The sequence below is a fragment of the Metapseudomonas resinovorans genome, from assembly GCF_002003485.1.
In the GTDB taxonomy this organism is placed as follows: Bacteria; Pseudomonadota; Gammaproteobacteria; order Pseudomonadales; family Pseudomonadaceae; genus Metapseudomonas; species Metapseudomonas resinovorans_D.
Genome location: NZ_BDMA01000074.1, coordinates 39,665 through 60,155, shown reverse-complemented (window position 1 = coordinate 60,155; position 20,491 = coordinate 39,665). Strand labels below are relative to the sequence as shown.

Genomic DNA, 20,491 nt, shown 5'->3' with positions numbered 1-20,491 from the left:
TCGATCTGGATGGTGTGCTCACCAGAGCCCTGATGATGCTGACGCCCGGTGCCCGTCACTGACTAGACTTCGCCACAGTTTCCATTCCCGTCGAGGATTCACAGATGAGCATGCAGTTCTCCGGCCAGGTTGCCCTGGTGACCGGCGCCGCCAACGGTATCGGCCGCGCCACTGCCCTGGCGTTTGCCGCCGAAGGTCTGAAGGTGGTGGTTTCCGACGTGGACGCTGCCGGTGGCGAAGGCACCGTGGAGCTGATTCGCGCCGCCGGTGGCGATGCGCGCTTCATTCGCTGCGACGTGACCCGCGATGCGGAAGTGCAGGCACTGATGGCGGGTGTCGTAGCTGCCTACGGCCGCCTTGATTACGCCTTCAACAACGCCGGCATCGAGATTGAAAAGGGCAAGCTGGCCGAGGGCAGCGAGGCCGAGTTCGATGCCATCATGGGCGTCAACGTGAAGGGCGTGTGGCTGTGCATGAAGTACCAGATCCCGCTGTTGCTGGCACAGGGCGGCGGCGCCATCGTCAACACCGCCTCGGTGGCGGGGCTGGGTGCCGCACCGAAGATGAGCATCTACGCCGCTTCCAAGCACGCGGTGATCGGCCTGACCAAGTCGGCGGCCGTCGAGTACGCGAAGAAGAAGGTACGGGTGAATGCCGTATGCCCGGCGGTGATCGACACCGATATGTTCCGCCGTGCCTACGAGGCTGACCCGAAGAAGGCCGAGTTCGTCGCCACCATGCACCCGGTGGGACGCATCGGCAAAGTGGAGGAAATCGCTGCGGCGGTGCTCTACCTCTGCTGCGACGCGGCAGGCTTCACCACCGGTCATGCCTTGGCCGTGGATGGCGGGGCCACGGCAATCTGATTGCCGAATCCCTTGTGGGAGCGAATTCATTCGCGATTGAAATCGCTCCCACATAAAAGAGAAAGGCGCCAATCGGCGCCTTTCTTCATTTTTGCTTGCCGCTGTCCCAGTTGAGGATCAGCAGGGTCAGCACTCCGGCGATCAGGCCCCAGAAGGCTGAGCCGATCGAAAGCAGCGTCATGCCCGAGGCGGTGACCATGAACGTGATCAGCGCCGCCTCGCGCTCCTTGGGCTCTTGCATGGCTGCAGTCAGGCCATTGCTGATGGAACCGAACAGCGCCAGGGCGGCGATGGACAGCACCAGCTCCTTGGGAAATGCGGCGAACAGCGCCGCCAGGGTTGCGCCGAAGGTCCCTGCAATGCCATAGAAAATCCCGCACCAGACCGCGGCCGTGTAGCGCTTATTGCGGTCTTCATGGGCGTGGGGACCTGTACAGATGGCCGCGCTGATGGCCGCCAGGTTGATGCCGTGGGAGCCGAACGGCGCCAGCAGCAGCGACGCGATGCCGGTGACCGAGATCAGCGGCGAAGCGGGTACCTGGTAACCGTCGGCGCGCAGCACGGCGATGCCGGGGATGTTCTGCGATGCCATGGCCACCACGAACAACGGGATACCGATGCTGATCACCGCCGTGACGGAGAAGTCCGGCGTCGTCCAAACCGGTTCGGCCAGGGCGAACTCGAAGCCGCTGAAATCCAGCAGACCGAGAACGGCCGCCATCACGCAGCCCACCAGCAGCGCCACCAGTACGGCGTAGCGCGGTTGCAGGCGCTTGAACACCAGGTAGCTGAAGAACATTGCCAGCACCAGGGCGGTGCGGTGCTGGGCGGCGATGAAGATCTCGCTGCCGATCTTGAACAGGATGCCCGCCAATAACGCAGCTGCCAGTGACCCCGGCAGGCGACGCATCAACCGCTCGAAACCGCCGGTCAGACCCACCAGGGCGAGCAGGGCGGCGCAGACGATGAAGGCACCGATCGCCTCGCCGTAGCTCACGCCCGGCAGGCTGGTGATCAGCAGGGCAGCGCCGGGCGTGGACCAGGCAACGACTATGGGCGTGCGGTAGCGCAGCGAGAGTCCGATGGTGGTCAGCGCCATGCCAATCGACAGCGCCCAGATCCAGGAGGAAATCTGCGCGCTGCTGAGCCCAGCAGCCTGCCCCGCCTGGAACATCAGCACCAGGGAGCTGGTGTAGCCGGTGAGCATGGCGATGAAACCCGCCACGATGGCCGACGGCGAGGAGTCGGCCAGGGGGCGAAGGCGCGTGGGATTGGCCGGGGTTTCTGAAGTTGAGGTCATCAGATCTTTCCGTGGACGTCGACCAGGATGGGGTAGAGCGAGGCCACCAGCAGCAGGGCCATGCCGATGTTGAACAGGCGCAGTATGCGCGGTTCGGACAACCAGCGGCGCAGCAGGCTGCCGGCGACCGTCCAGAGTCCGACACTGGGGCAGTTGACCAGGGCGAACAGGGCGGCAATCAGGACCACATTGACCACGAAGTTGTCCTGCGGCGTGTAGGTGGTGATGGCGCCGATGGCCATGACCCAGGCCTTGGGGTTGACCCACTGGAAGGCCGCGGCCTGGAGGAAGGTAAAGGGCTTCGGCCGCTTCTCGGAGTTGCTGGCATCTGGTGCGCCGGAGCCGGCGATCTTCCAGGCCAGGTAGAGCAGGTAGGCGGCGCCGATATAGCGCAGCGCGGTGTAGAGCATGGGGACCTGCTGGAATACCTGGGACAGCCCCAGGCCGACACACATCACCAGCACCATGAAACCGAGGCTGATGCCGAGCATGTGCGGCACGCTGCGACGTACCCCGAAGTTCACCCCGGAAGCGAGAAGCATCATGTTGTTGGGGCCGGGCGTCACGGAGGTGACGAAGGCGAAGAGGATGAAGGCGAAGATCAGTTCCAGGCTCATGGCGGTCACCTTGTCGTTGTGTCGGCAGACTAAGGCCATGTGCCTTGCAACGTCCCAATACAGCAACGCGCGGGTTGAGCAATACAGTCGGTTGGCACCCTGGGTATCTGCGGCTACTGTGATGCTTTCGCCGCCTGGAGTGACGCACATGGACGAGAACCCCTACGCCGCCCCTCGGGTGGATCTGGTGGAAGACGTGGGGCCCCGCCAGATGAACGGCTGGACGCCGGGGCATTTGAGACTGATGGGCTGGCTGAGCCTGGCCTGTGCAGTGGGTACCCTCATCCTTACGGGGGTTGCCGTGGCCGCCGGGGCTACCGAAGACCTCCTGATGACCCGTCTCTCCGACTGGATCGGCGCGGCGCTGACGCTGTTGGGCTGCTACTTGCTGATCCGCCTGAAGCTGTTTGCCGAGGCGCGCTTTTCTGCCGAGGGGCTGGCGCCGCCGGTCTGGGCGGTCATCTTCGGGAGCCTGGCGATCGAGTGGCTGGATGTCCTGATGGGCGATGCCAGCACCGAACCGGGCTGGCCCATGTTGTTCTACTTCGGTGCGATTGCCGTGCTCGGCGCTTTGACCGCCTGGCTCGGGGTGCGCCTGCTCAAGGTGCAGAACGCCTATCCGGCGTTCCGGGTGATGGGCTGGCTGGACCTGGTGGGCGGCATCATGATGGCCACCATCGTATTGATGTTATTGGGTTTGCTGCCGCTGATCGCCGGCAATCTTGCGATGATGCTGGTGTTCTTCCGCGGTGCGCGGGAACTGGAGTCGTCCAGCTAATCCTCGGCAGCTTCCGTCTGCCGCGCGGTGCAGAGCGCCTGGTTGACTTCCAGCCAGCCTCGCACCGCTTCTTCCCCGGCCTCGCCAAAGGCGCGTTGCAGCAGTCGCGCTTGTTCCCGGCGCAGGGCCTGTTCCAGTCTGGCGCCTTCGGCGGTGAACCCCAGCAGGCGCTTACGTTTGTCGTCGTCGGCAGCGACGCTCTCCACCAGTTTCATCTCGATCAGCTGTCGCAGCGGCGTGTTCAGCGCCTGCTTGGTCACGCCCAGGTAGCCCAGCAATTCCTTGACGCTCAGCCCGGGGTACTTGGCGATGAAGAACAGGATGCGATGGTGCACCCGCGAGAGGCCTCGACGGGCGAGGATTTCGTCCGGCTTGCTGGTGAAGGCCTGGTAACCGAAGAAGAAGGCTTCCATGGCGGCTTGCTGAATGCTGGGATTTTTCAGGTCAAGCATATTGACGTATCTGTCGTGGTCGTCGTAGTTTCGGTCAAGCAGTTTGACTTAATTTCCTCGCTTCCGCACCCGGTGACAATCCATGGCCTTCTCCGAACGCATCGCCCGCCTGAAAAGCTCCCTGATCCGCGAAATCCTTGCCGCCGCCCAGCGTCCGGAAGTGATGTCCTTCGCCGGAGGCCTGCCGGCCGAGCCGATGCTGCCGAAAGTGGATTGGGACGAGATGCCGGCCAGCATGGGCCAGTACGGCATGAGCGAGGGCGAACCGGCACTGCGCGAGGCCATCGCCGCCGAAGCGCGTGCCCTTGGCGTACCTTGCGACGCGAGCCAGGTATTGATCGTCAGCGGCTCGCAGCAGACCCTCGACCTGGCGTCCAAGCTGTTCATTGACCCGGGCACCGAAGTACTGCTGGAAGCCCCGACCTACCTGGCGGCCCTCCAGGCCTTCCAGCTGTTCGGCGCCGATTGCATCGCCGTTCCCCAGGAAGCCGATGGCCCCGAAATCGCGGCGCTGCGCCAGCGCCTGGAACAGCACAAGCCTTCCTTCGCCTATCTGATTCCGACCTTCCAGAATCCGTCCGGCACCCGCTACAGCGAGGCCAAGCGTGACGCAGTCGCTGCACTGCTGGACGAGTTCGGCGTAACCCTGATCGAAGACGAGCCCTACCGTGAGCTGGTGTTCGACGAAGGCCGCGCCACGCCCATCGTCAGCCGCCTGAAGAAGGCCAGCTGGATCTACACCGGTACCGTTTCCAAGACCTTGCTGCCGGGTCTGCGCGTGGGCTTCCTGATTGCCACCCCGGACCTCTTCCCGCACCTGCTGCGCCTGAAGCAGTCCGCCGACCTGCACACCAACCGCATCGGCCAGTGGCAGGCGCTGCAGTGGTTCGGCACTGAGCAGTACCGCCAGCACCTGGCTGAGTTGCGTGATTTCTACCGCGTGCGCCGCGATTCCATGCAAGTCGCACTGGAGGAGCATTTTGGTGATCTGGCTACCTGGGAAATTCCCCAGGGCGGGCTGTTCTTCTGGCTGACCCTGAAACAGCCGCTGGACACTCGCACGCTGCTCAAGCCGGCGCTGGAGCAGAATGTTGCCTTCATGCCGGGTGAGCCGTTCTTCATCGACCCGGACAAGCACCCGGGTCACCTGCGCCTGAACTTCAGCCATGTGGCACCCGAGCGCCTGGGCGAAGGTCTGAAGCGACTCGCAGGCGTCATCCGCCAGGCCCAGGCCGCGGAAGCTGCCTGACCACAGAGGAGTAGAGCGATGTACAAGGTTCACGGCGACTACAAATCCGGCAACTGCTACAAGGTCAAGCTGATCCTCAACCTGCTTGGCCTGCCGTATCAGTGGGTGCCGGTGGACATCCTCAAAGGCGAGACCGAGCGACCCGAATTTCTCGAGAAGAACCCCAACGGCAAGATCCCGGTACTGGAGTTGGAAGACGGCACCACGCTCTGGGAATCCAACGCCATCCTGAACTTCCTCGCCGAAGGCAGCGCCCTGTTGCCCGCGGAGCCGCGCCTGCGCACCCAGGTGCTGCAATGGCAGTTCTTCGAGCAGTACAGTCACGAGCCCTATGTCGCTGTGGCGCGCTTCATCCAGCTCTACAAGGGCATGCCGGAAGATCGCCTGGAAGAGTACAAGGTCTGCCAGGTGCGCGGGAACAAGGCGCTGAAGGTGATGGAGAAGCAACTGCAGCGCACGCCGTACCTCGTGGGGGATCGCTATTCCATCGCCGATATCGCCCTCTATGCCTACACCCATGTGGCCCATGAAGGTGGATTCGACCTGTCCGGCTACCCGGCGATCCTCGCCTGGCTGGATCGCGTGGCCAGCCATCCGCGGCATGTGGGGATGTTCGACTGAGGTTTTCTGGTCCACGAAGAAGCCGGCGCAAGCCGGCTTCTTCGTTTCTGGCGGACAGCGGGCGCCTGGCGGACCTCCGTTGCTCTGGACTGTTCGGTGTTCCCTATCAGCGAACCCGCACGGTGAATCGAAAACCTGTTCACGTCTCAGCTGCAGGTTGTTCTCATCTTATTGATTGGAATCAAGATTTTTCCAACTGCCAGCCACTAGCCTACCGGCCGTTTCGATTTTTCAGACAACGCCGGGCGGCACGGTGAGGAGAGCAAGTGGTGTATCTCGAGTGGGAAAGTGATCTGGACACCGGCATCGAAGTCATCGATGGCCAGCACAAGCGCATCGTCGAGATGATCAATGGATTGCATGCCGCCCAATTGCGGATGGACAAGGCGGCTGTGGCACGGGTGATCGAGGAAGTGGTCGACTACACGCTGTCGCACTTCGCCTTCGAAGAAACCCTGCTGGAGGATGCCGGCTACCAGTTCAGCCGGGCGCACAAGAAGGTCCACGAACTGTTCATCCGGCGGGTCAACGTTTTCCGCACGCGTCATCAGGCCGGTGATGACGTGGCCGACGAGCTCAAGGATCTGCTTGGTCGCTGGCTGTTCAATCACATCCGCAATGACGACGCCAACTACGTCGAAGCGGTCAAGGCCAACATGCAGCAGTTGACGCGGGACGATAGCAACAGCGGCTGGCTTTCGCGCTCGATGAGGCGATTCTTCGGTTGAGAGCAGGCCACAGCCTGGTCTCCGCATTCATGGCGGACCTTCCGGCCTTGTACTAAGTTGGACGCTCCAGCCTGCCAACAGGCGTTTCCGAGAGTGTCGACCATGAAATACCGAGGCAGTTGTCACTGCGGGAAGATCGCCTTTGAGGTGGAAGGCAACCTGGAGCAGGTCATGGAGTGCAACTGCTCGTTGTGCAGCCGGCGCGGCTACCTGCTCTGGTTCGTGCCGCGCGAACAGTTCAGCTTGTCCACGCCGGAGTCGGATCTCTCAACGTACCGCTTCAACCGCATGCACATCGCCCACCATTTCTGCGCCAACTGCGGATGCGCCCCCTTCGGTGAAGCGACCGATCCCAAGGGCAAGGCCATGGCGGCAGTGAATGTCCGCTGTCTGGAGGATGTTCCCGTGGACGAGCTCAAGGTGGTGAAGGTGGACGGCAAGAGCTTCTAGTCAGAAGCTCAGGCAGCTCACCAGGCCGCTGTCGAAAAGCTTTCCCAGCGCTTCTTCGGCCTTGGCGTCATCTTCAGCGGCCAGAAGCCACTCGCCGCTTTCTCGCGCTTCCAATTGGCCGCCCAAGGCGAGGCTGTGCAAGTAAGGCAGCAGGTGCCGGGTGTTCTGGCGCGAAGCACGGATCAGTATCGGGTGGGGAGTTGCGGTCGACATGGTCCATCTCCTTCCATTCGGCATGTGATGGGGTGGTCTCTGGAATGCCAGATTGCGCGACATCCCGAAGAATCCCGATATCCAATTGCCTGGAAAAATCCCTGACCAATAGTCCCGGCAGTTTTGCGCGGAAACGAAAAAGCCGGCTTGCGCCGGCTTTTTCGGGGGACAGCGATAACTCAGTTGTTGATCAGGCTGAGGAATTCGCTGCGGGTGGCGGCGTTCTCGCGGAACTCGCCGAGCATCACCGAGGTGACCATGGAGGAGTTCTGCTTCTCAACGCCGCGCATCATCATGCACATGTGCTGGGCTTCGATGACCACGGCCACGCCCAGGGCGCCGGTGACCTGTTGCACGGCTTCGGCGATCTGGCGGCTGAGGTTTTCCTGGATCTGCAGGCGGCGGGCGAACATGTCGACGATGCGCGCAACCTTGGACAGGCCCAGCACCTTGCCATTGGGGATGTAGGCGACGTGGGCCTTGCCGATGAACGGCAGCAGGTGGTGTTCGCAGAGCGAGTACAGCTCGATGTTCTTCACCAGCACCATTTCGCTGTTGTCGGAGCTGAACAGGGCGCCGTTGGTGACTTCCTCCAGCGTCTGCTGGTAGCCGCGGCAGAGGTACTGCATCGCCTTGGCGGCGCGCTTCGGGGTATCGAGCAGGCCTTCGCGGGAGACATCCTCGCCGAGCTGGCCGAGGATCGCGGTGTAATGCTGTTCCAGGGACATGGAAATTCCTGTGGGGATTTACGCAAAGGCGCAGGGTAGGGCGCGAAGGGGCGGCTGGCAAGGGCGCCATGCGCCAGTGCGAGTCATTTTTCAGGCACGGGCAGACGGTTGGCCCAGTGCTCTGCCCAATCCGCGAGGGGCAGGCAGCGTCGCACCAGCTCTTCGCCATCCGCCGTCAGGCAGTAGCCCGCCTCGCCATTTTCCACCAGCAATGCCTGGCGCAACTCGCCCAGACGGGTGTTCAGTACCGAAGGTGACAGGCTTTCGCAGCGGGCCTGCAAGTCGCGGAACGTCGCCGGCCCCTGGTGCAGTTCCCAGAGGATGCGCAGGCTCCAACGCCGGCCCAGGAGGTCGAGCAGCGCCATGATCGGACGGCCGCTGGCAGAGCCGCGGACAGGTTGACCGGGGAGAGGTGTAGTCATGGTCATTCCTTTTGCTTCTAATTTAGTAGCGATCTTTGGATGTGGGTGCTACGTTTTCGATAGCGTATCAGCCCAACAGGAGCATCGCCATGAATGAACCCCGAATCCAGCCGGCCCAACCACCCTATGACGCTGCCATCCAGGCCGCCTTCGACCGGGTGATGCCGCCCGGTGTGCCGCCGTTGTCGCTGTTTCGCTGCGTCGCCCGCAATCCGCGGGTGTTGCAACGGATGATGGCTGGCGGACTGCTGGATCGCGGCAGCATCAGTCTGCGCGAGCGGGAACTGCTGATCCTGCGCAGCACCGCCCGTTGTGGCGCGGAGTACGAATGGGGTGTGCACGTGGCGGCATTCAACGCCAAGGCGGGATTCAGCCAGGCTCAGCTTGCTGATACCTGCCAGGTGCCTGTGCAGGCGGAGTTATGGGAGGGCTCGGAGCTGGCCTTGCTGGCGCTGGCCGATGCCCTGCACGAGCGAGCGGATATAGATGATGGGTTGTGGCAGCGGTTACGCGGGTACTTCAGTGAGGAACAACTGGTGGAGTGCGTGATGCTGGCGGGGCTCTATCACGCCGTGTCCTTCCTGGCGAAGGGGCTACGGGTGGAGCTGGAGGCGCATGCGCCGAGGTTTCCGTCAGCCCAAAAAAACAAAGCGCAGGATCTCGCGAGCTAGAGCGAGGCTGTTTTTAACGCAGCATCGCCGACGCGCAGCAGATCCGTGGTTACTCGTCGCGACCGTCGAGCATGGTCCGACGGAGCATCACATAGACAGCGCCGGTGCCACCGTGCTTCGGCAGGCAGGAGGTAAAGCCCAGCACCTGCGGGTGCTGGCGAAGCCAGGTGTTGACGTGGCTCTTGATCAGCGGCCGCTTGCCGTCCAGGCGTGCCGCCTTGCCATGGGTCACACGCACGCAGCGCACTTCGAAGCGGGTGGCTTCGGCAATGAAGTCCCAGAGTGTTTCGCGGGCCTTTTCCACTGTCATGCCATGGAGGTCGAGGCTGCCGTCGAAGCCGATCTGGCCTTGTTTGAGCTTGCGCATCTGACCTTCCTGCACGCCATCTCGGGCCCAGTGCAGTTCGTCTTCTGCGCCGACGTCGATGACGAACTGATCAGACAGGCCGTCGACCTTGACGCTGGCCACGCTGAGGGTCGCATTCTGCCGACGGTTGGCCATCTGCTTCTTGTCAGCGCGTACCTTGCCGGTGTCGGCGCGATCATTCTGGATGCGCTTCACGCCGCGCATCTGGTCGGCGAACAAGGAACTTTCGTCGTCGTTCCAGGAGTCGTTTTTCTGGGTATCGTCTTGCATGCAGGCCTCCGCGAAGGGCGGCTAGTTTACCCAAATGACTCGCTCGAGGCTCAGTCGCGTTTCTTCATCAGGTGGGGGGACATGCTGAGGCCGTCGCGGCGCCGCGAACGCCGCCGGCAGAGGCGCCAGGCGAGTATGCCGATCCAGAGGAAGAGCAGGCCGAAGAGCAGCAGTACGATCGCCGCGCCAGTGCTCTCGTTGAGGGGGCCGAGGGCAGGGGAACGGCCAAGGAGGGTGGCAGTGCCGGCCATTGCCAGCAGCACGCCGAACACGGCGAAGAGCGCGGACAGGGCCGCTGCGAAACGCCAGCGCCAGCTACCTGGGCCCCGTGGGCGGAGGCGGCGGGCATCGAAACCATCGGATAACTTCATCCGGACGTCCTCTTGCTAGATCGGGGTATGACCGGCGCCAGCTGGCGGTTGTTCCGGTCTACCCCGTCGCGGATGTCGCGGGATGTAACGACGCTTCCCTGGATTAGATAAGCGCCTTGGCCTGCGGCACCACGCTGGCGAAGTTGTCGGCGAGTGCGATCACCTCGACACGGTGCATGTCTTCCGCGCTGATGACGCCGCCGTCGACGGTCGGCAGGTCGCGGGTTGCGCAGGCGGCGCTCACCAGCGTGCAGCGATAACCATAGTCCTTCGCAGCGCGGACCGTGGTGCTGATGCTGGAATGGGTCATGAAGCCGCAGACGATCAGGTCAAGATGGCCGATTGCCTGCAGGCGATCGTGCAGGTCGGTGCCGGCGAAAGCGTTGGGCAGGCGCTTCTCGACGACGATCTCGCCCGGCAGGGGCGCGACTTCGGGCAGGTGCTCACCGCGCTCGCCCCGGGGGTCGAAGATGCCGCCAGGTACGCCAAGGTGCTTCACGTGGACAATGGCGCTACCCATGGTACGGGCAGTGGCGAGGAGGCTGGCGATTTCGCCGAGTGCGGCATCCAGGCCGGGCAGGGCGAGGACGCCACTGCGGTACTCTTCCTGAGCGTCGATGATCACCAGGGTGGCATTGTTCAGATTGGCGGGCGGATAGCCGCGGCCACTGAGCTGGAACATGGATTTCGGGGCGGACATGCGAATCTCCAGGTACGACATGGCCACCATTGTCCGCCCTGCGGCGGAATAAGTGAACCATGGACCAAGGTCCAGTTGCCCGGCCTGAGCGTGGCGACCAGCCGCCGGGCAGCGTGCATCGGGGATCGAGCCGCGGATGCGCGCTTCCGTTCGTCGGCGGTCGCGGGCTGCCCCGGGGCGGCAGGGGTGATAGAATCTGCGCCCCGTTTCCTGAGGTAGTAGCCGTGTCTGAATCCCGCTTGCGCACCCTGCGTGATTACATCCGCTGGGCTGTCAGCCGTTTCCATGCTGAGAACCTGTTTTTCGGTCACGGCACCGACAACGCCTGGGATGAGGCTCGCCAACTGGTACTCGGCGCGCTGCACCTGCCCTACGAGATTTCCGACAGCTACCTGGATTGCCGGCTGGAAGAAGACGAATGCGCCCGCCTGCGCGAGTTGCTGCACCGGCGTATCGAAGAGCGCGTGCCGGTGGCCTACCTACTCGGCGAAGCCTGGTTCTGTGGAATGCCCTTCGTGGTCGACGAGCGGGTACTGGTGCCGCGTTCCCCGATCGCTGAACTGATCCAGCAGCATTTCGCGCCCTGGCTGCCCCAGGAGCCGGCGCGCGTGCTCGACCTCTGTACGGGCTCGGGCTGCATCGGCATTGCCTGCGCCCATACCTTCCCCGAAGCCGAGGTGGTGCTGGGCGATCTATCGTTCGACGCGCTGGAAGTGGCCAACCTGAACATCGAGCGCCACAGCCTGGAGGATCGGGTCTATACCGTGCAGGGCGATGGTTTCGATGGCTTGCCGGGGCAGCGTTTCGACCTGATCGTTTCCAATCCGCCTTACGTGGATGCCGAAGACTTCGCCGACATGCCGGCCGAATACCAGCATGAGCCCGAACTGGGCCTGGCTTGCGGCAATGATGGGCTGGACCTGGTGCGGCGCATGCTGGCCGAAGCGGCCGATCACCTGACCGAGAAAGGTTTGCTCATTGTGGAAGTGGGCAACAGTCAGGTGCATGTGGAGGATATCTACCCGGAGGTGGACTTCCTCTGGCTGGACTTCGAGCACGGTGGCCACGGCGTGTTCATGCTCAGCGCCAAGCAGTGCCGGGAGCACCAGACGCTGTTCCGTTCGCGCTTGAATCCCTGACCCTTCGGGTCAGCGGGTTGTGATCCAGATCAGCAGGCCAGCCTGGAAGACCGCGAAAACCACCAGACATGCGATGGTGAAGCGCAGTCCACTGTCCTCTCGCTTGTAGACGGCGATGCGTTCTTCCAGTTTGCGAATCTCCACTTCCTGCCGATGCAGGTTCTGGTCGGCCTGTTCGAGCATTGCCGCGGCTTCCTGCAGCCCCACCATCTGGACCTTCTCGCGGTGCCAGTCACCGTGCAGCTCACTGACCCGGCCGGCGCCGTAACTGGCTTTGAGCTGTAGGTTGTCCAGGTATTCGATCCCGAAGCCTTGCGCCTTGAGCACATGGTCGCGGCGCAGGCGCGTTTCGCTGTCCAGGGCATCCTTGGCGGGCAGGGCGCCACCTTCGACGCGATAGTGCGCCCAGTTCTGCTTGGCCCAGGCGATGCCCTGAGCCAGGAGGAAACGTCCCAAGCCGCGGTTTTGCGGTTCCAGGTTCAACCCGTTGTCCGGGCCGAAGCGAACTTCCTTGCTGCGGTGGTCCACCCAGACTTCCAGAAGGTTCTGCTCCTTGCGCACTTTCTGCCCGGGAAGTCCGACGCTCAGGCGCAGCACGCTCTGCTCCTTGCTGTGGCGTTCCACGCGTCCGAGTTCGACGAAGCGCAGCGGGCGTGAGCCGGTGTGCCGGTCGATGGGGAGGGGCGCAAGGCGCAGCAGGTCGAAGTGTTCGGCCGCCAGCTCGGACCACGGATGGGGCTTGGGCTCGGCTTCTTCGACGCTCTGCTGTTCGGCTGGGCTTTCGGTCATCGGGAATTACCTTGTAAGGGCCGGTGACGATGGATCTGGTACGTCAGTGCATATTCTGTATGCAATTGCCCTTGCAAGGCGAGATTTCCTACAGAACCTTTCGCCTTTATCGACTGATCTTCGAGTTTCTGGAGTCGAACTGCTGGTGAATGAACGCCAGGATACGTTCGCCCAGTTCCCGCGCCAGGGGCAGGTTCGGGTTGCCGTAAGACGCCAGTTGCTGCCCCATGTCCATGGGTACGATGCGCAACATGTGGTTCATGCCTTCGATGATCGCCAGCTCCGCATCGGGCCGTGCGGCCTTCAGCTGCTCCGCGTCGCTCACGCTGACCTGGATATCGTGGCTGCCCTGCAGGATAAGCGCCGGGATACGCAGCCGACCGAAGGCTTCCGACGGGTCCTGGCGGAACAGGGAAATCAAGTAAGGCTGCACGCTGGGCCGGAACAGCACTTCCAGCGATTGCGGCACCTCGGGCACTTGCTGGCCTGCGCGCAGACTGGCCAGCAAGGCTTCGCTTTGGTGCAGAAGTGGCGGCGGCAGGCGGCTCTGCAACTGGTCACGCAACAACTGGTCGATGGGGCGGGCACTGCCGGAGATGCTCACCAGCGCATCCGCGCCGGCCGCTTCCGCTGCCAGGCTGGCAATCAGCGCGCCCTCGCTGTGGCCGATGAGGATGAGTTGCGAGAAGCGCGGGTCTTGTTTCAGGCGTTGGCCCCAGGCCGCCGCATCGCGGGCATAGAGCTCGATGCTGAGCTGGCGTTCGTCGGTGCCGGCGTCCTGGCTACCGGCGATGCCGCGCTTGTCGTAGCGCACGCTGGCGATGCCATTGCGGGCGAGCAGTTGGGCGAGTTTCTTCAGGCTGTCGTTGCGTCCGCCGAGTGGGTTGTTGCCGTCGCGGTCGGTGGGACCGGAGCCGGCGATGATCAGCGCCACCGGCACGGGTTGATCGGTCTTCGGGCGAAGCAGGGTGCCGCGCAGTACGCCGCTGCCGGTGTCCAATTCGACGGGACGTTGCAGCACGCTCTGGGGGGCGGCCTGGGCCAGGCTGGCGAGGAGGGGGATGAGTAGAAGGAAGAATCGCAGCATCGGGGCGGAGTCGGTTGGCGGTTGGCGGGTTGGACGCAACTGGCGGCGCAAGGTTCGAGGGGTGAACTGGCCAGGCGCCGCGGGTATACTGCTCGACCTTCGAATCGAGGCCCATTTCTGCGGAGCACTGTGCATGTCCGGCAACACCTACGGCAAGCTGTTCACCGTCACCACCGCTGGCGAAAGCCATGGTCCGGCGCTGGTCGCCATAGTCGACGGCTGCCCGCCGGGGCTGGAACTGTCCCTCGAGGACCTGCAACGTGATCTCGATCGCCGCAAGCCGGGCACCAGCCGCCATACCACCCAGCGCCAGGAAGCCGACGAGGTGGAAATCCTCTCCGGCGTGTTCGAAGGCAAGACCACCGGGTGCGCCATCGGCCTGCTGATCCGCAACACCGACCAGAAGTCCAAGGACTATTCGGCGATCAAGGACTTGTTCCGCCCGGCCCACGCCGATTACACCTACCACCACAAATACGGCATCCGCGACTACCGTGGCGGCGGCCGTTCCTCCGCGCGGGAAACCGCCATGCGCGTGGCCGCCGGTGCCATCGCCAAGAAATTCCTGGCTACCCAGGGCATCACCGTGCGCGGCTACATGAGCCAGCTCGGCCCCATCGAAATTCCCTTCAAGACCTGGGATTCGGTGGAGCAGAACGCCTTCTTCAGCCCCGACCCGGACAAGGTGCCCGAGCTGGAGACCTACATGGACCAGCTGCGCCGCGACCAGGATTCGGTGGGCGCGAAGATCACCGTCGTCGCCGAAGGCGTGCCGCCGGGGCTGGGCGAGCCGATCTTCGACCGCCTGGATGCCGAACTGGCCCATGCACTGATGAGCATCAACGCCGTCAAGGGCGTCGAGATCGGCGCCGGCTTCGACAGCGTAGCCCAGCGTGGTACCCAGCACCGCGATGAGCTGACCCCGGAAGGATTCCTCAGCAACAACGCCGGCGGCATCCTCGGCGGTATTTCCTCCGGCCAGCCGATCGTCGCCAACCTGGCGCTGAAGCCCACCTCCAGCATCACCACCCCCGGCCGCTCGATCGACATCAACGGCAACCCGGTGGACGTGGTCACCAAGGGCCGTCATGACCCCTGCGTGGGCATCCGGGCAACCCCGATCGCCGAAGCCATGATGGCCATCGTGCTGATGGACCACCTGCTGCGCCATCGCGGGCAGAACGCCGACGTGCGGGTCGATACCCCGGTGCTCGGCCAGCTGTGACCGGCAGCGCGAACGCGCTGCCCTATTGGCGGCTGTCCAGCTTCTACCTCTTCTACTTTTCCCTGCTGGGCGCCACGGCGCCCTTCCTTGGCCTGTACTTCGCGCACCTGGGCTTTTCCAGTGCGCGCATCGGCGAGCTGCTGGCCATCCCGATGCTGATGCGTTGCGTGGCGCCCAATCTCTGGGGCTGGCTGGGTGATCGCAGTGGCCGACGCCTGGATATCGTGCGCTTCGGCGCGTTCTGCACGCTGCTGACCTTCTCGCTGATCTTCGTCAGCCACAGTTACGCATGGCTGGCATTGATCATGGCCCTGCACGCGTTCTTCTGGCATGCGGTGTTGCCGCAGTTCGAAGTGATCACCCTGGCGCATCTGCGGGAGCAGGCAGCGCGCTACAGCCAGGTGCGGCTGTGGGGCTCTATCGGCTTCATTCTCACGGTGATCGGCCTGGGCACGCTGTTCGAGCTGTTCAGCCTGGATCTCTACCCCTGGGCGCTGGTCTTCATCATGGCCGGAATCGTCCTCAGCAGCTTCTGGGTACCCAATGCGGTTCCCCAGGCGCGTCCGGACACGCCGGGGCAGGGCGGTTTCCTGGCCCAACTGCGCCAGCCGGGTGTACTGGCCTTCTATCTATGTGTGGGGCTGATGCAGCTGTCTCACGGGCCTTACTACAGCTTCCAGACCATCTATCTCGAATCCCTCGGCTACTCGCGAAGCCTGATTGGCCAACTCTGGGCGCTGGGAGTTGTGGCCGAGGTGCTCCTGTTCATCGTGATGGCACGCATCCTGGCGCGCTACTCGGTGCGAGTGGTACTGCTGGCCAGCTTCCTGATCGCTGCCCTGCGCTGGTTGCTGATCGGCAACTTCGCCGACCAGTTGCCGGTGCTGCTATTCGCCCAACTGTTGCATGCCGCCACCTTCGGCAGCTTTCACGCAGCCGCCATCCATTTCGTGCAACGTCGTTTCGGACTGCGCCAACAGGGCCAGAGCCAGGCGCTCTACGCTGCACTCGCCGGTACCGGCGGAGCACTAGGTGCGCTCTACTCGGGCTACAGCTGGAGCAGCCTGGGTCCCGTCTGGACTTACGCCATCGCCAGTCTCGCGGCGCTTGCCGCAGCCGTTATCATTGCCACCCAATTGCAAGAGGAGCGGGCATGAATCGCCAGAAACTCGCCCAGGAAATCATCGACGCCGGCCGCTTCCTGTACGGTCGCGGCTGGTCGCCGGCCACCAGCAGCAACTACTCGGCAAGGCTTTCCGCCACCGAAGCGCTGCTGACCGTCTCCGGCAAGCACAAGGGTGAACTCGGCCCGGACGACGTGCTGGCCACCGACATGGATGGCAACAGCCTGGAACCGGGCAAGAAGCCATCGGCGGAAACCCTGCTGCACACCCAGCTCTATCGCTGGAAGTCGGAAATCGGTGCCGTGCTGCACACCCACTCGGTGAATGCCACCGTGTTGTCGCGCCTGACCCTGGCCGATTCGCTGGTGTTCGCCGACTACGAGCTGCAGAAGGCCTTCAGTGGTATCAGCACCCATGAATCGCAGGTGCTGGTGCCGATCTTCGACAACGACCAGGACATCGCCCGCCTGGCCACCCAGGTGCAACCCTGGCTGGACGAGCATCCGGACTGCGTCGGATACCTGATTCGGGGGCACGGCCTCTATACTTGGGGGCCGCGCATGAGCGATGCCCTGCGCCAGGTCGAAGCCTTCGAATTCCTCTTCGAGTGCGAACTGAAGACGCTCTCGATCACCCAGCGCTGAAGCTTCCTTCGCACGAAGATGCCTGACTGACAACGGTGCCGTCCGACCCGCCAGAGAGCCGGGAGGGCGCCCGCAAGGAGTACCCAGATGAGCAGCCTGACCGTCTACCACGAATCCAGCCCTGACCTACCGAACAAGGTCCTGACCCACCTGGATGACATCGCCTCGACCCTCGCGTCCGTCGGTGTGCACTTCGAGCGCTGGGAGGCTTCCGCCCCCATCGCGCCGGGTGCCAGCCAGGAAGAGGTGATCGCCGCCTATCGCCCGCAGATCGACCGACTGATGCAGGAGCAGGGCTACGTCACCGTCGACGTGGTCAGCCTGGCCAGTGACCACCCGCAAAAGGCGGAGCTGCGCGCCAAGTTCCTCGATGAACACCGTCACGGTGAAGACGAGGTGCGCTTCTTCGTTGCCGGGCGTGGCCTGTTCACCCTGCACATCGACGACTACGTCTATGCCGTGCTCTGCGAGAAGAACGACCTGATCTCCGTACCGGCGGGTACCCGTCACTGGTTCGACATGGGCGAGCATCCGCACTTCGTCGCCATCCGCCTGTTCAACAATCCGGAAGGCTGGGTCGCCCAGTTCACCGGCGACGAGATCGCCAAGCGCTTCCCGCAGCTGGAAGACTGATCCCGGCCTCTGTAGGAGCGAGCTTGCTCGCGAAGCGTTGTGATTTCGCCAGCAAGCAGGCTCCTACGACGGCACATCCGATTCATCTGGAGTTCCCATGTCCATCAAGGCCATCCTCACTGACATCGAAGGCACCACCAGCGCGGTGAGCTTCGTTTACGACGTGCTGTTCCCCTTTGCCGCCAGCCACTTGCCGGAGTTCGTCCTGACTCATGCCGACGAACCGGCGGTGTTGCAGCAGGTCGAGGCCGTGCGCGAGGAAAGCGGCGAAGCCGGCGCCAGTCTGGAACGGGTCGTGGAGATCCTCCTCGGCTGGATTGCCGAAGACCGCAAGGCCACGCCGCTGAAGGCCCTGCAGGGCATGGTCTGGGAGCAGGGCTATCGCGCCGGCCAGCTCAAGGGGCATGTCTACCCGGATGCGGTGGAAGCGCTGGGTCGGTGGAAACGGGAAGGCTACGCGCTCTACGTTTATTCCTCTGGTTCCATCCAGGCCCAGAAGCTGATTTTCGGCTGCTCCGAGGCGGGCGATCTGACCCCGCACTTCTCCGGCTACTTCGACACGACCTCTGGACCCAAGCGCGAGGCTGCGTCCTATCAGCGCATCGCCGCTGCCATCGGCCGACCCGGCGAGGAGATTCTCTTCCTCTCCGACGTGGTCCAGGAGCTGGATGCCGCCCGCGAGGCCGGCATGCAGACAATCGGCCTGGCGCGCGAGGGTGGCGTGCTCGAGGGCCACGAAACGGTGGCGAGCTTCGCGGTGATCGATCTGGCGCGTTTCTGACTCTTCCTGAAATCGTCTGACGGAGCACGAGGAAGGCTTCGATCGGCCGATCTATCCTTGGGGTGACTGCATCCACCTGGGAGCGTCCCCCCATGGATTCCTGCCTTTGCATCGATACGGATAGCCCCGCCCCGGGCCTGTACAGGGCAACCCGCGACCGGACGGTGCAACTGGCGGCCGGGCAATGACCCGCCTACTGGTCCTGATGATGGTGGCGCTGCTGGCATTGCCGGCGGCCGCTGACCAGAAGTCGGCCTGGCAGGCGCTGCGCGAGGGCAAGGCGTTTCTCCTGCTGCGCCATACCACCGCCCCCGGCACCGGCGACCCGGAAGGCTTCCGCCTGGGCGATTGCAGTACCCAGCGCAATCTCAGCGACAAGGGGCGCCAGGAAGCTCGGCGCTGGGGCAAGTTGCTGGTGCGGCGCAAGGTCGAACAGCCACGTCTCTACACCAGCACCTGGTGTCGCGCGCAGGACACCGCGCAGGAGATGGGGCTAGGGGCGGTCGAATCCCTGTCGGCGCTGGATTCCTTCTTCAGCGACCCCGACAGCCAGGCGGCGCAGACGGTGGAGTTGCGCAAGGCCATCGACAAAGTGCCCAAGGATCGCCCGGTGGTGATGGTCAGTCACCAGGTGAACATCAAGGCCCTGACCGGGGTCGCGCCCAAGAGCGGGGAGGGGCTGATCATCGAGCTGCCGCTGGCTGATCCGCCGAAGGTATTGGCGCGCGTCCGCCAGCCTTGAGTCAGATCAGCAGCAACTGGTCCTGTTCCGGCTGCAGCTTCACGCCTTCCAGCTTGAGTAGCAGTGCCTTGCGCGGCAGGCCGCCGGCATATCCGGTCAGGCTGCCATCGCGGCCGATGACCCGGTGGCAGGGAATGATGATGGAAATGGGATTGGCGCCGTTGGCGGTTCCTACCGCACGTACCGCTTTCGGATTGCCTAGTCGTTCTGCCAGTTCGCTATAGCTGGTGGTTTGACCGTAGGGAATCTGCAGGAGGGCCTGCCAGACTCGCTGCTGGAACGGGGTGCCGCGGGGAGCCAGCGATAGGTCGAAGCGTTTCAGGCGGCCCTCGAAATAGCGCTCTAGCTGGCGGCAAGGTTCGTCCAGCCGTCGTCCGGCTGCCTCCCAGCTTTCGTCCGGGTAGCCGCGTCCTTCGTTGTCCATATAGAGCATCTGCAAGCCGGACTCGTCGCCGGCCAGCAGCAGAGGGCCGGTGGGACTTTCGTGATAGCGGAAATGCATCTTCATTGCTCCTCTGCGTAGCTCTGCCAGAGATAGACGGCGGCGTAGGCGCGCCACGGGCGCCATTGCTCGGCGCGGCCGGCCAGTTCCTTCGCGCTGATCCCGCCGGGGCCCCAGAGTGGCGACTTGAGCAGGCCCAGGTCGGCGGTGGGGAAGGCGTCCGGCTGACCAAAGGCGCGCAGGGCGATGTACTCGGCCGTCCAGCGGCCGATGCCGGGCAGGGCGCAAAGGCGTTCAACCAGGGCTTCGACGCCGGCGGCCAGGCTCAGTTCCAGGCTGCCGTCGGCTACTGCCCCGGCGAATCGGCGCAATGTGTCGACACGTTTGCCGGGCATGCCGATGCCGGGTAGCGGATCGTCGGCGATGGCTTGTGGGGTAGGGAAGAGTCGCTGCGGTCCGTGGTCTTCTGCGTCCACTAGTGGCTCGCCAAGGCGCTCCACCAGGCGTCCAGCGATAGTCACGGCGGCCTTTACCGTCACCTGCTGGCCGATGATGGTGCGCACTCCTTGCTCGAATGGGTCGAAGGCGACCGGTAGGCGCAGGCCCGGAAAGCGGGCCAGCAGATCCTGTAGCAATGGATCGCGGCCCAGGTGATGGGCGATGGCGGCCGGGTCGCTGTCCAGGTCGAACATCTGGCGAACGCGCGGTGCCAGTCGGGGCGCAAGGTCCTGGGCCGAGGGGCTCAGCTCCAGCTCCAGGGCACCGGGCAGTGGTCGCAGGCGAAACCAGCCGCTGCGCTCACCCAGTCGGAAGCTGCGGCAGTAACTGTCGGAGGTCAGCTGCTCGACACCCGGTAGACGGCGCAAGGCGAAATGTTGCTGGAACTGCTTCCAGCTCCAGGGCTCGAAGTATTCAAGGCGCATGGGCTTGATGGGCTCGCGGGAATCTGGAAAGGGAGCGTTAGCGGTCATGGTGCGACGATATCCTCCTGGCGCCGCGTCGTCTCTGCAAAACTGACTTTCAAATTCTCCCGCCGCGGTTCGACCTGACATCCAAGCCACAGTAGAATGCGCGCCTTTTCA

Annotated in this window: 27 protein-coding genes; 14 read left to right on the top strand and 13 right to left on the bottom strand. The window is 63.8% G+C overall.

The genetic code is table 11. The annotated features are described in order from the left end of the window. The first annotated feature begins 104 nt into the window (after nt 1–104). Entirely contained in the window at nt 105–866 is a 762-nt protein-coding gene (locus tag MnOB_RS20720; RefSeq protein ID WP_077526103.1) for an SDR family oxidoreductase, read from the top strand. Nucleotides 867–951: 85 nt separating this feature from the next. Here MnOB_RS20720 and MnOB_RS20715 read toward each other — a convergent pair whose 3' ends face one another. After that, nucleotides 952–2,166 (bottom strand): benzoate/H(+) symporter BenE family transporter, encoded by a 1,215-nt coding sequence (locus tag MnOB_RS20715; protein ID WP_077526102.1) that lies wholly within the window; start codon nt 2,164–2,166, stop codon nt 952–954. Then, nucleotides 2,166–2,783, bottom strand: coding sequence for a LysE family translocator (locus tag MnOB_RS20710; RefSeq protein WP_077526101.1), 618 nt, complete (start codon nt 2,781–2,783; stop codon nt 2,166–2,168). Before MnOB_RS20710 ends, MnOB_RS20715 begins: the two co-directional genes overlap by 1 nt. 148 nt (nt 2,784–2,931) lie before the next feature. Here MnOB_RS20710 and MnOB_RS20705 point away from each other — a divergent pair, with 148 nt between their 5' ends. After that, a complete protein-coding gene (locus MnOB_RS20705; protein ID WP_077526100.1) occupies nt 2,932–3,561 on the top strand; it encodes a hypothetical protein in 630 nt (209 codons plus the stop codon). On the opposite strand, the gene MnOB_RS20700 is transcribed toward MnOB_RS20705, so the two are convergent. Next, nucleotides 3,558–4,013 carry a MarR family winged helix-turn-helix transcriptional regulator gene (locus MnOB_RS20700; protein WP_107504110.1) on the bottom strand — a complete coding sequence of 152 codons (456 nt, stop codon included), beginning with the start codon at nt 4,011–4,013 and terminating at the stop codon, nt 3,558–3,560. The two genes, MnOB_RS20705 and MnOB_RS20700, sit on opposite strands and share 4 nt — an antisense overlap. A gap of 82 nt (nt 4,014–4,095) precedes the next feature. On the opposite strand from MnOB_RS20700, the gene MnOB_RS20695 reads away from it, so the two are divergent. The 4 genes from MnOB_RS20695 (at nt 4,096) to MnOB_RS20680 (ending at nt 7,061) form a co-directional block, all read left to right on the top strand. After that, on the top strand, nt 4,096–5,262 hold the full coding sequence (locus tag MnOB_RS20695; protein WP_077526098.1) for an aminotransferase-like domain-containing protein: 1,167 nt from the start codon (nt 4,096–4,098) through the stop codon (nt 5,260–5,262). A gap of 18 nt (nt 5,263–5,280) precedes the next feature. Continuing rightward, entirely contained in the window at nt 5,281–5,883 is a 603-nt protein-coding gene (locus tag MnOB_RS20690) for a glutathione S-transferase family protein (protein ID WP_077526097.1), read from the top strand. Between the two features lie 266 nt (nt 5,884–6,149). Then, nucleotides 6,150–6,611, top strand: a complete 462-nt coding sequence (locus tag MnOB_RS20685; RefSeq protein WP_077526096.1) for a bacteriohemerythrin — start codon at nt 6,150–6,152, stop codon at nt 6,609–6,611. Between the two features lie 102 nt (nt 6,612–6,713). After that, entirely contained in the window at nt 6,714–7,061 is a 348-nt protein-coding gene (locus MnOB_RS20680; RefSeq protein ID WP_077526095.1) for a GFA family protein, read from the top strand. On the opposite strand, the gene MnOB_RS20675 is transcribed toward MnOB_RS20680, so the two are convergent. From MnOB_RS20675 to MnOB_RS20665, 3 genes are all read right to left on the bottom strand, one after another. After that, entirely contained in the window at nt 7,062–7,274 is a 213-nt protein-coding gene (locus MnOB_RS20675) for a dsRNA-binding motif domain-containing protein (protein WP_077526094.1), read from the bottom strand. It abuts the gene before it with no gap. A 179-nt stretch (nt 7,275–7,453) separates the two neighbouring features. Beyond that, on the bottom strand, nt 7,454–8,002 hold the full coding sequence (folE, locus tag MnOB_RS20670) for a GTP cyclohydrolase I FolE (RefSeq protein ID WP_004422399.1): 549 nt from the start codon (nt 8,000–8,002) through the stop codon (nt 7,454–7,456). A gap of 83 nt (nt 8,003–8,085) precedes the next feature. After that, a complete protein-coding gene (locus MnOB_RS20665) occupies nt 8,086–8,424 on the bottom strand; it encodes a winged helix-turn-helix transcriptional regulator (protein WP_199824567.1) in 339 nt (112 codons plus the stop codon). Nucleotides 8,425–8,513: 89 nt separating this feature from the next. Between MnOB_RS20665 and MnOB_RS20660 the strand changes: the two genes are divergently transcribed. Continuing rightward, complete coding sequence (locus MnOB_RS20660) at nt 8,514–9,095, top strand: carboxymuconolactone decarboxylase family protein (protein WP_077526092.1); 582 nt, start codon at nt 8,514–8,516, stop codon at nt 9,093–9,095. Between the two features lie 49 nt (nt 9,096–9,144). Here MnOB_RS20660 and MnOB_RS20655 read toward each other — a convergent pair whose 3' ends face one another. The 3 genes from MnOB_RS20655 to MnOB_RS20645 all read right to left on the bottom strand — a co-directional run bounded on the left by MnOB_RS20655 (nt 9,145) and on the right by MnOB_RS20645 (nt 10,803). Continuing rightward, complete coding sequence (locus MnOB_RS20655; RefSeq protein ID WP_077526091.1) at nt 9,145–9,732, bottom strand: Smr/MutS family protein; 588 nt, start codon at nt 9,730–9,732, stop codon at nt 9,145–9,147. A 50-nt stretch (nt 9,733–9,782) separates the two neighbouring features. After that, nucleotides 9,783–10,103 carry a hypothetical protein gene (locus MnOB_RS20650; RefSeq protein ID WP_077526090.1) on the bottom strand — a complete coding sequence of 107 codons (321 nt, stop codon included), beginning with the start codon at nt 10,101–10,103 and terminating at the stop codon, nt 9,783–9,785. Nucleotides 10,104–10,206: 103 nt separating this feature from the next. Further along, entirely contained in the window at nt 10,207–10,803 is a 597-nt protein-coding gene (locus tag MnOB_RS20645) for a cysteine hydrolase family protein (RefSeq protein WP_077526089.1), read from the bottom strand. A gap of 224 nt (nt 10,804–11,027) precedes the next feature. Here MnOB_RS20645 and prmB point away from each other — a divergent pair, with 224 nt between their 5' ends. Beyond that, nucleotides 11,028–11,942 (top strand): 50S ribosomal protein L3 N(5)-glutamine methyltransferase, encoded by a 915-nt coding sequence (gene prmB / locus MnOB_RS20640; RefSeq protein WP_077526088.1) that lies wholly within the window; start codon nt 11,028–11,030, stop codon nt 11,940–11,942. Nucleotides 11,943–11,951: 9 nt separating this feature from the next. Here prmB and MnOB_RS20635 read toward each other — a convergent pair whose 3' ends face one another. Both MnOB_RS20635 and MnOB_RS20630 read right to left on the bottom strand, forming a co-directional pair. Continuing rightward, on the bottom strand, nt 11,952–12,731 hold the full coding sequence (locus tag MnOB_RS20635; protein WP_077526087.1) for a hypothetical protein: 780 nt from the start codon (nt 12,729–12,731) through the stop codon (nt 11,952–11,954). A 106-nt stretch (nt 12,732–12,837) separates the two neighbouring features. Then, entirely contained in the window at nt 12,838–13,818 is a 981-nt protein-coding gene (locus tag MnOB_RS20630) for an alpha/beta hydrolase (RefSeq protein ID WP_077526086.1), read from the bottom strand. 133 nt (nt 13,819–13,951) lie between these two features. Here MnOB_RS20630 and aroC point away from each other — a divergent pair, with 133 nt between their 5' ends. The 6 genes from aroC to MnOB_RS20600 all read left to right on the top strand — a co-directional run bounded on the left by aroC (nt 13,952) and on the right by MnOB_RS20600 (nt 18,967). After that, complete coding sequence (aroC, locus tag MnOB_RS20625) at nt 13,952–15,043, top strand: chorismate synthase (RefSeq protein ID WP_077526085.1); 1,092 nt, start codon at nt 13,952–13,954, stop codon at nt 15,041–15,043. Next, complete coding sequence (locus MnOB_RS20620) at nt 15,040–16,200, top strand: MFS transporter (protein WP_077526084.1); 1,161 nt, start codon at nt 15,040–15,042, stop codon at nt 16,198–16,200. The genes aroC and MnOB_RS20620 overlap by 4 nt, the downstream gene beginning before the upstream one ends. After that, nucleotides 16,197–16,811, top strand: a complete 615-nt coding sequence (locus MnOB_RS20615; protein WP_077526083.1) for a methylthioribulose 1-phosphate dehydratase — start codon at nt 16,197–16,199, stop codon at nt 16,809–16,811. Before MnOB_RS20620 ends, MnOB_RS20615 begins: the two co-directional genes overlap by 4 nt. Before the next feature lie 87 nt (nt 16,812–16,898). Beyond that, on the top strand, nt 16,899–17,444 hold the full coding sequence (locus tag MnOB_RS20610) for a 1,2-dihydroxy-3-keto-5-methylthiopentene dioxygenase (RefSeq protein WP_077526082.1): 546 nt from the start codon (nt 16,899–16,901) through the stop codon (nt 17,442–17,444). Between the two features lie 97 nt (nt 17,445–17,541). After that, a complete protein-coding gene (gene mtnC / locus MnOB_RS20605) occupies nt 17,542–18,225 on the top strand; it encodes an acireductone synthase (RefSeq protein WP_077526081.1) in 684 nt (227 codons plus the stop codon). A gap of 184 nt (nt 18,226–18,409) precedes the next feature. Continuing rightward, the gene (locus MnOB_RS20600) at nt 18,410–18,967 is read left to right on the top strand and encodes a histidine phosphatase family protein (RefSeq protein WP_077526080.1); all 558 of its coding nucleotides are present in this window, start codon (nt 18,410–18,412) and stop codon (nt 18,965–18,967) included. Between the two features lies 1 nt (nt 18,968). Here the strand turns inward: MnOB_RS20600 and MnOB_RS20595 are convergent, their stop codons facing one another. Continuing rightward, nucleotides 18,969–19,469: a methylated-DNA--[protein]-cysteine S-methyltransferase gene (locus tag MnOB_RS20595; RefSeq protein ID WP_077526079.1), complete on the bottom strand. Its 501-nt coding sequence runs from the start codon at nt 19,467–19,469 to the stop codon at nt 18,969–18,971. A gap of 2 nt (nt 19,470–19,471) precedes the next feature. Beyond that, nucleotides 19,472–20,332: a DNA-3-methyladenine glycosylase family protein gene (locus tag MnOB_RS20590; RefSeq protein WP_077526129.1), complete on the bottom strand. Its 861-nt coding sequence runs from the start codon at nt 20,330–20,332 to the stop codon at nt 19,472–19,474. Between the last annotated feature and the right edge of the window lie 159 nt (nt 20,333–20,491).

Coding starts and splice junctions, on each gene's coding strand:
- MnOB_RS20600 (WP_077526080.1), top strand. CDS start 18,410: ATGACCCGCCTACTGGTCCTGATGATGGTGGCGCTGCTGGCATTGCCG.
- MnOB_RS20665 (WP_199824567.1), bottom strand. CDS start 8,424: ATGACTACACCTCTCCCCGGTCAACCTGTCCGCGGCTCTGCCAGCGGC.
- MnOB_RS20610 (WP_077526082.1), top strand. CDS start 16,899: ATGAGCAGCCTGACCGTCTACCACGAATCCAGCCCTGACCTACCGAAC.
- MnOB_RS20630 (WP_077526086.1), bottom strand. CDS start 13,818: ATGCTGCGATTCTTCCTTCTACTCATCCCCCTCCTCGCCAGCCTGGCC.
- MnOB_RS20650 (WP_077526090.1), bottom strand. CDS start 10,103: ATGAAGTTATCCGATGGTTTCGATGCCCGCCGCCTCCGCCCACGGGGC.
- MnOB_RS20710 (WP_077526101.1), bottom strand. CDS start 2,783: ATGAGCCTGGAACTGATCTTCGCCTTCATCCTCTTCGCCTTCGTCACC.
- aroC (WP_077526085.1), top strand. CDS start 13,952: ATGTCCGGCAACACCTACGGCAAGCTGTTCACCGTCACCACCGCTGGC.
- MnOB_RS20680 (WP_077526095.1), top strand. CDS start 6,714: ATGAAATACCGAGGCAGTTGTCACTGCGGGAAGATCGCCTTTGAGGTG.
- MnOB_RS20595 (WP_077526079.1), bottom strand. CDS start 19,469: ATGCATTTCCGCTATCACGAAAGTCCCACCGGCCCTCTGCTGCTGGCC.
- folE (WP_004422399.1), bottom strand. CDS start 8,002: ATGTCCCTGGAACAGCATTACACCGCGATCCTCGGCCAGCTCGGCGAG.
- MnOB_RS20700 (WP_107504110.1), bottom strand. CDS start 4,013: ATGCTTGACCTGAAAAATCCCAGCATTCAGCAAGCCGCCATGGAAGCC.
- MnOB_RS20705 (WP_077526100.1), top strand. CDS start 2,932: ATGGACGAGAACCCCTACGCCGCCCCTCGGGTGGATCTGGTGGAAGAC.
- MnOB_RS20690 (WP_077526097.1), top strand. CDS start 5,281: ATGTACAAGGTTCACGGCGACTACAAATCCGGCAACTGCTACAAGGTC.
- MnOB_RS20720 (WP_077526103.1), top strand. CDS start 105: ATGAGCATGCAGTTCTCCGGCCAGGTTGCCCTGGTGACCGGCGCCGCC.
- MnOB_RS20715 (WP_077526102.1), bottom strand. CDS start 2,166: ATGACCTCAACTTCAGAAACCCCGGCCAATCCCACGCGCCTTCGCCCC.
- MnOB_RS20695 (WP_077526098.1), top strand. CDS start 4,096: ATGGCCTTCTCCGAACGCATCGCCCGCCTGAAAAGCTCCCTGATCCGC.
- MnOB_RS20635 (WP_077526087.1), bottom strand. CDS start 12,731: ATGACCGAAAGCCCAGCCGAACAGCAGAGCGTCGAAGAAGCCGAGCCC.
- MnOB_RS20655 (WP_077526091.1), bottom strand. CDS start 9,732: ATGCAAGACGATACCCAGAAAAACGACTCCTGGAACGACGACGAAAGT.
- MnOB_RS20675 (WP_077526094.1), bottom strand. CDS start 7,274: ATGTCGACCGCAACTCCCCACCCGATACTGATCCGTGCTTCGCGCCAG.
- MnOB_RS20645 (WP_077526089.1), bottom strand. CDS start 10,803: ATGTCCGCCCCGAAATCCATGTTCCAGCTCAGTGGCCGCGGCTATCCG.
- MnOB_RS20660 (WP_077526092.1), top strand. CDS start 8,514: ATGAATGAACCCCGAATCCAGCCGGCCCAACCACCCTATGACGCTGCC.
- MnOB_RS20615 (WP_077526083.1), top strand. CDS start 16,197: ATGAATCGCCAGAAACTCGCCCAGGAAATCATCGACGCCGGCCGCTTC.
- MnOB_RS20590 (WP_077526129.1), bottom strand. CDS start 20,332: ATGCGCCTTGAATACTTCGAGCCCTGGAGCTGGAAGCAGTTCCAGCAA.
- mtnC (WP_077526081.1), top strand. CDS start 17,542: ATGTCCATCAAGGCCATCCTCACTGACATCGAAGGCACCACCAGCGCG.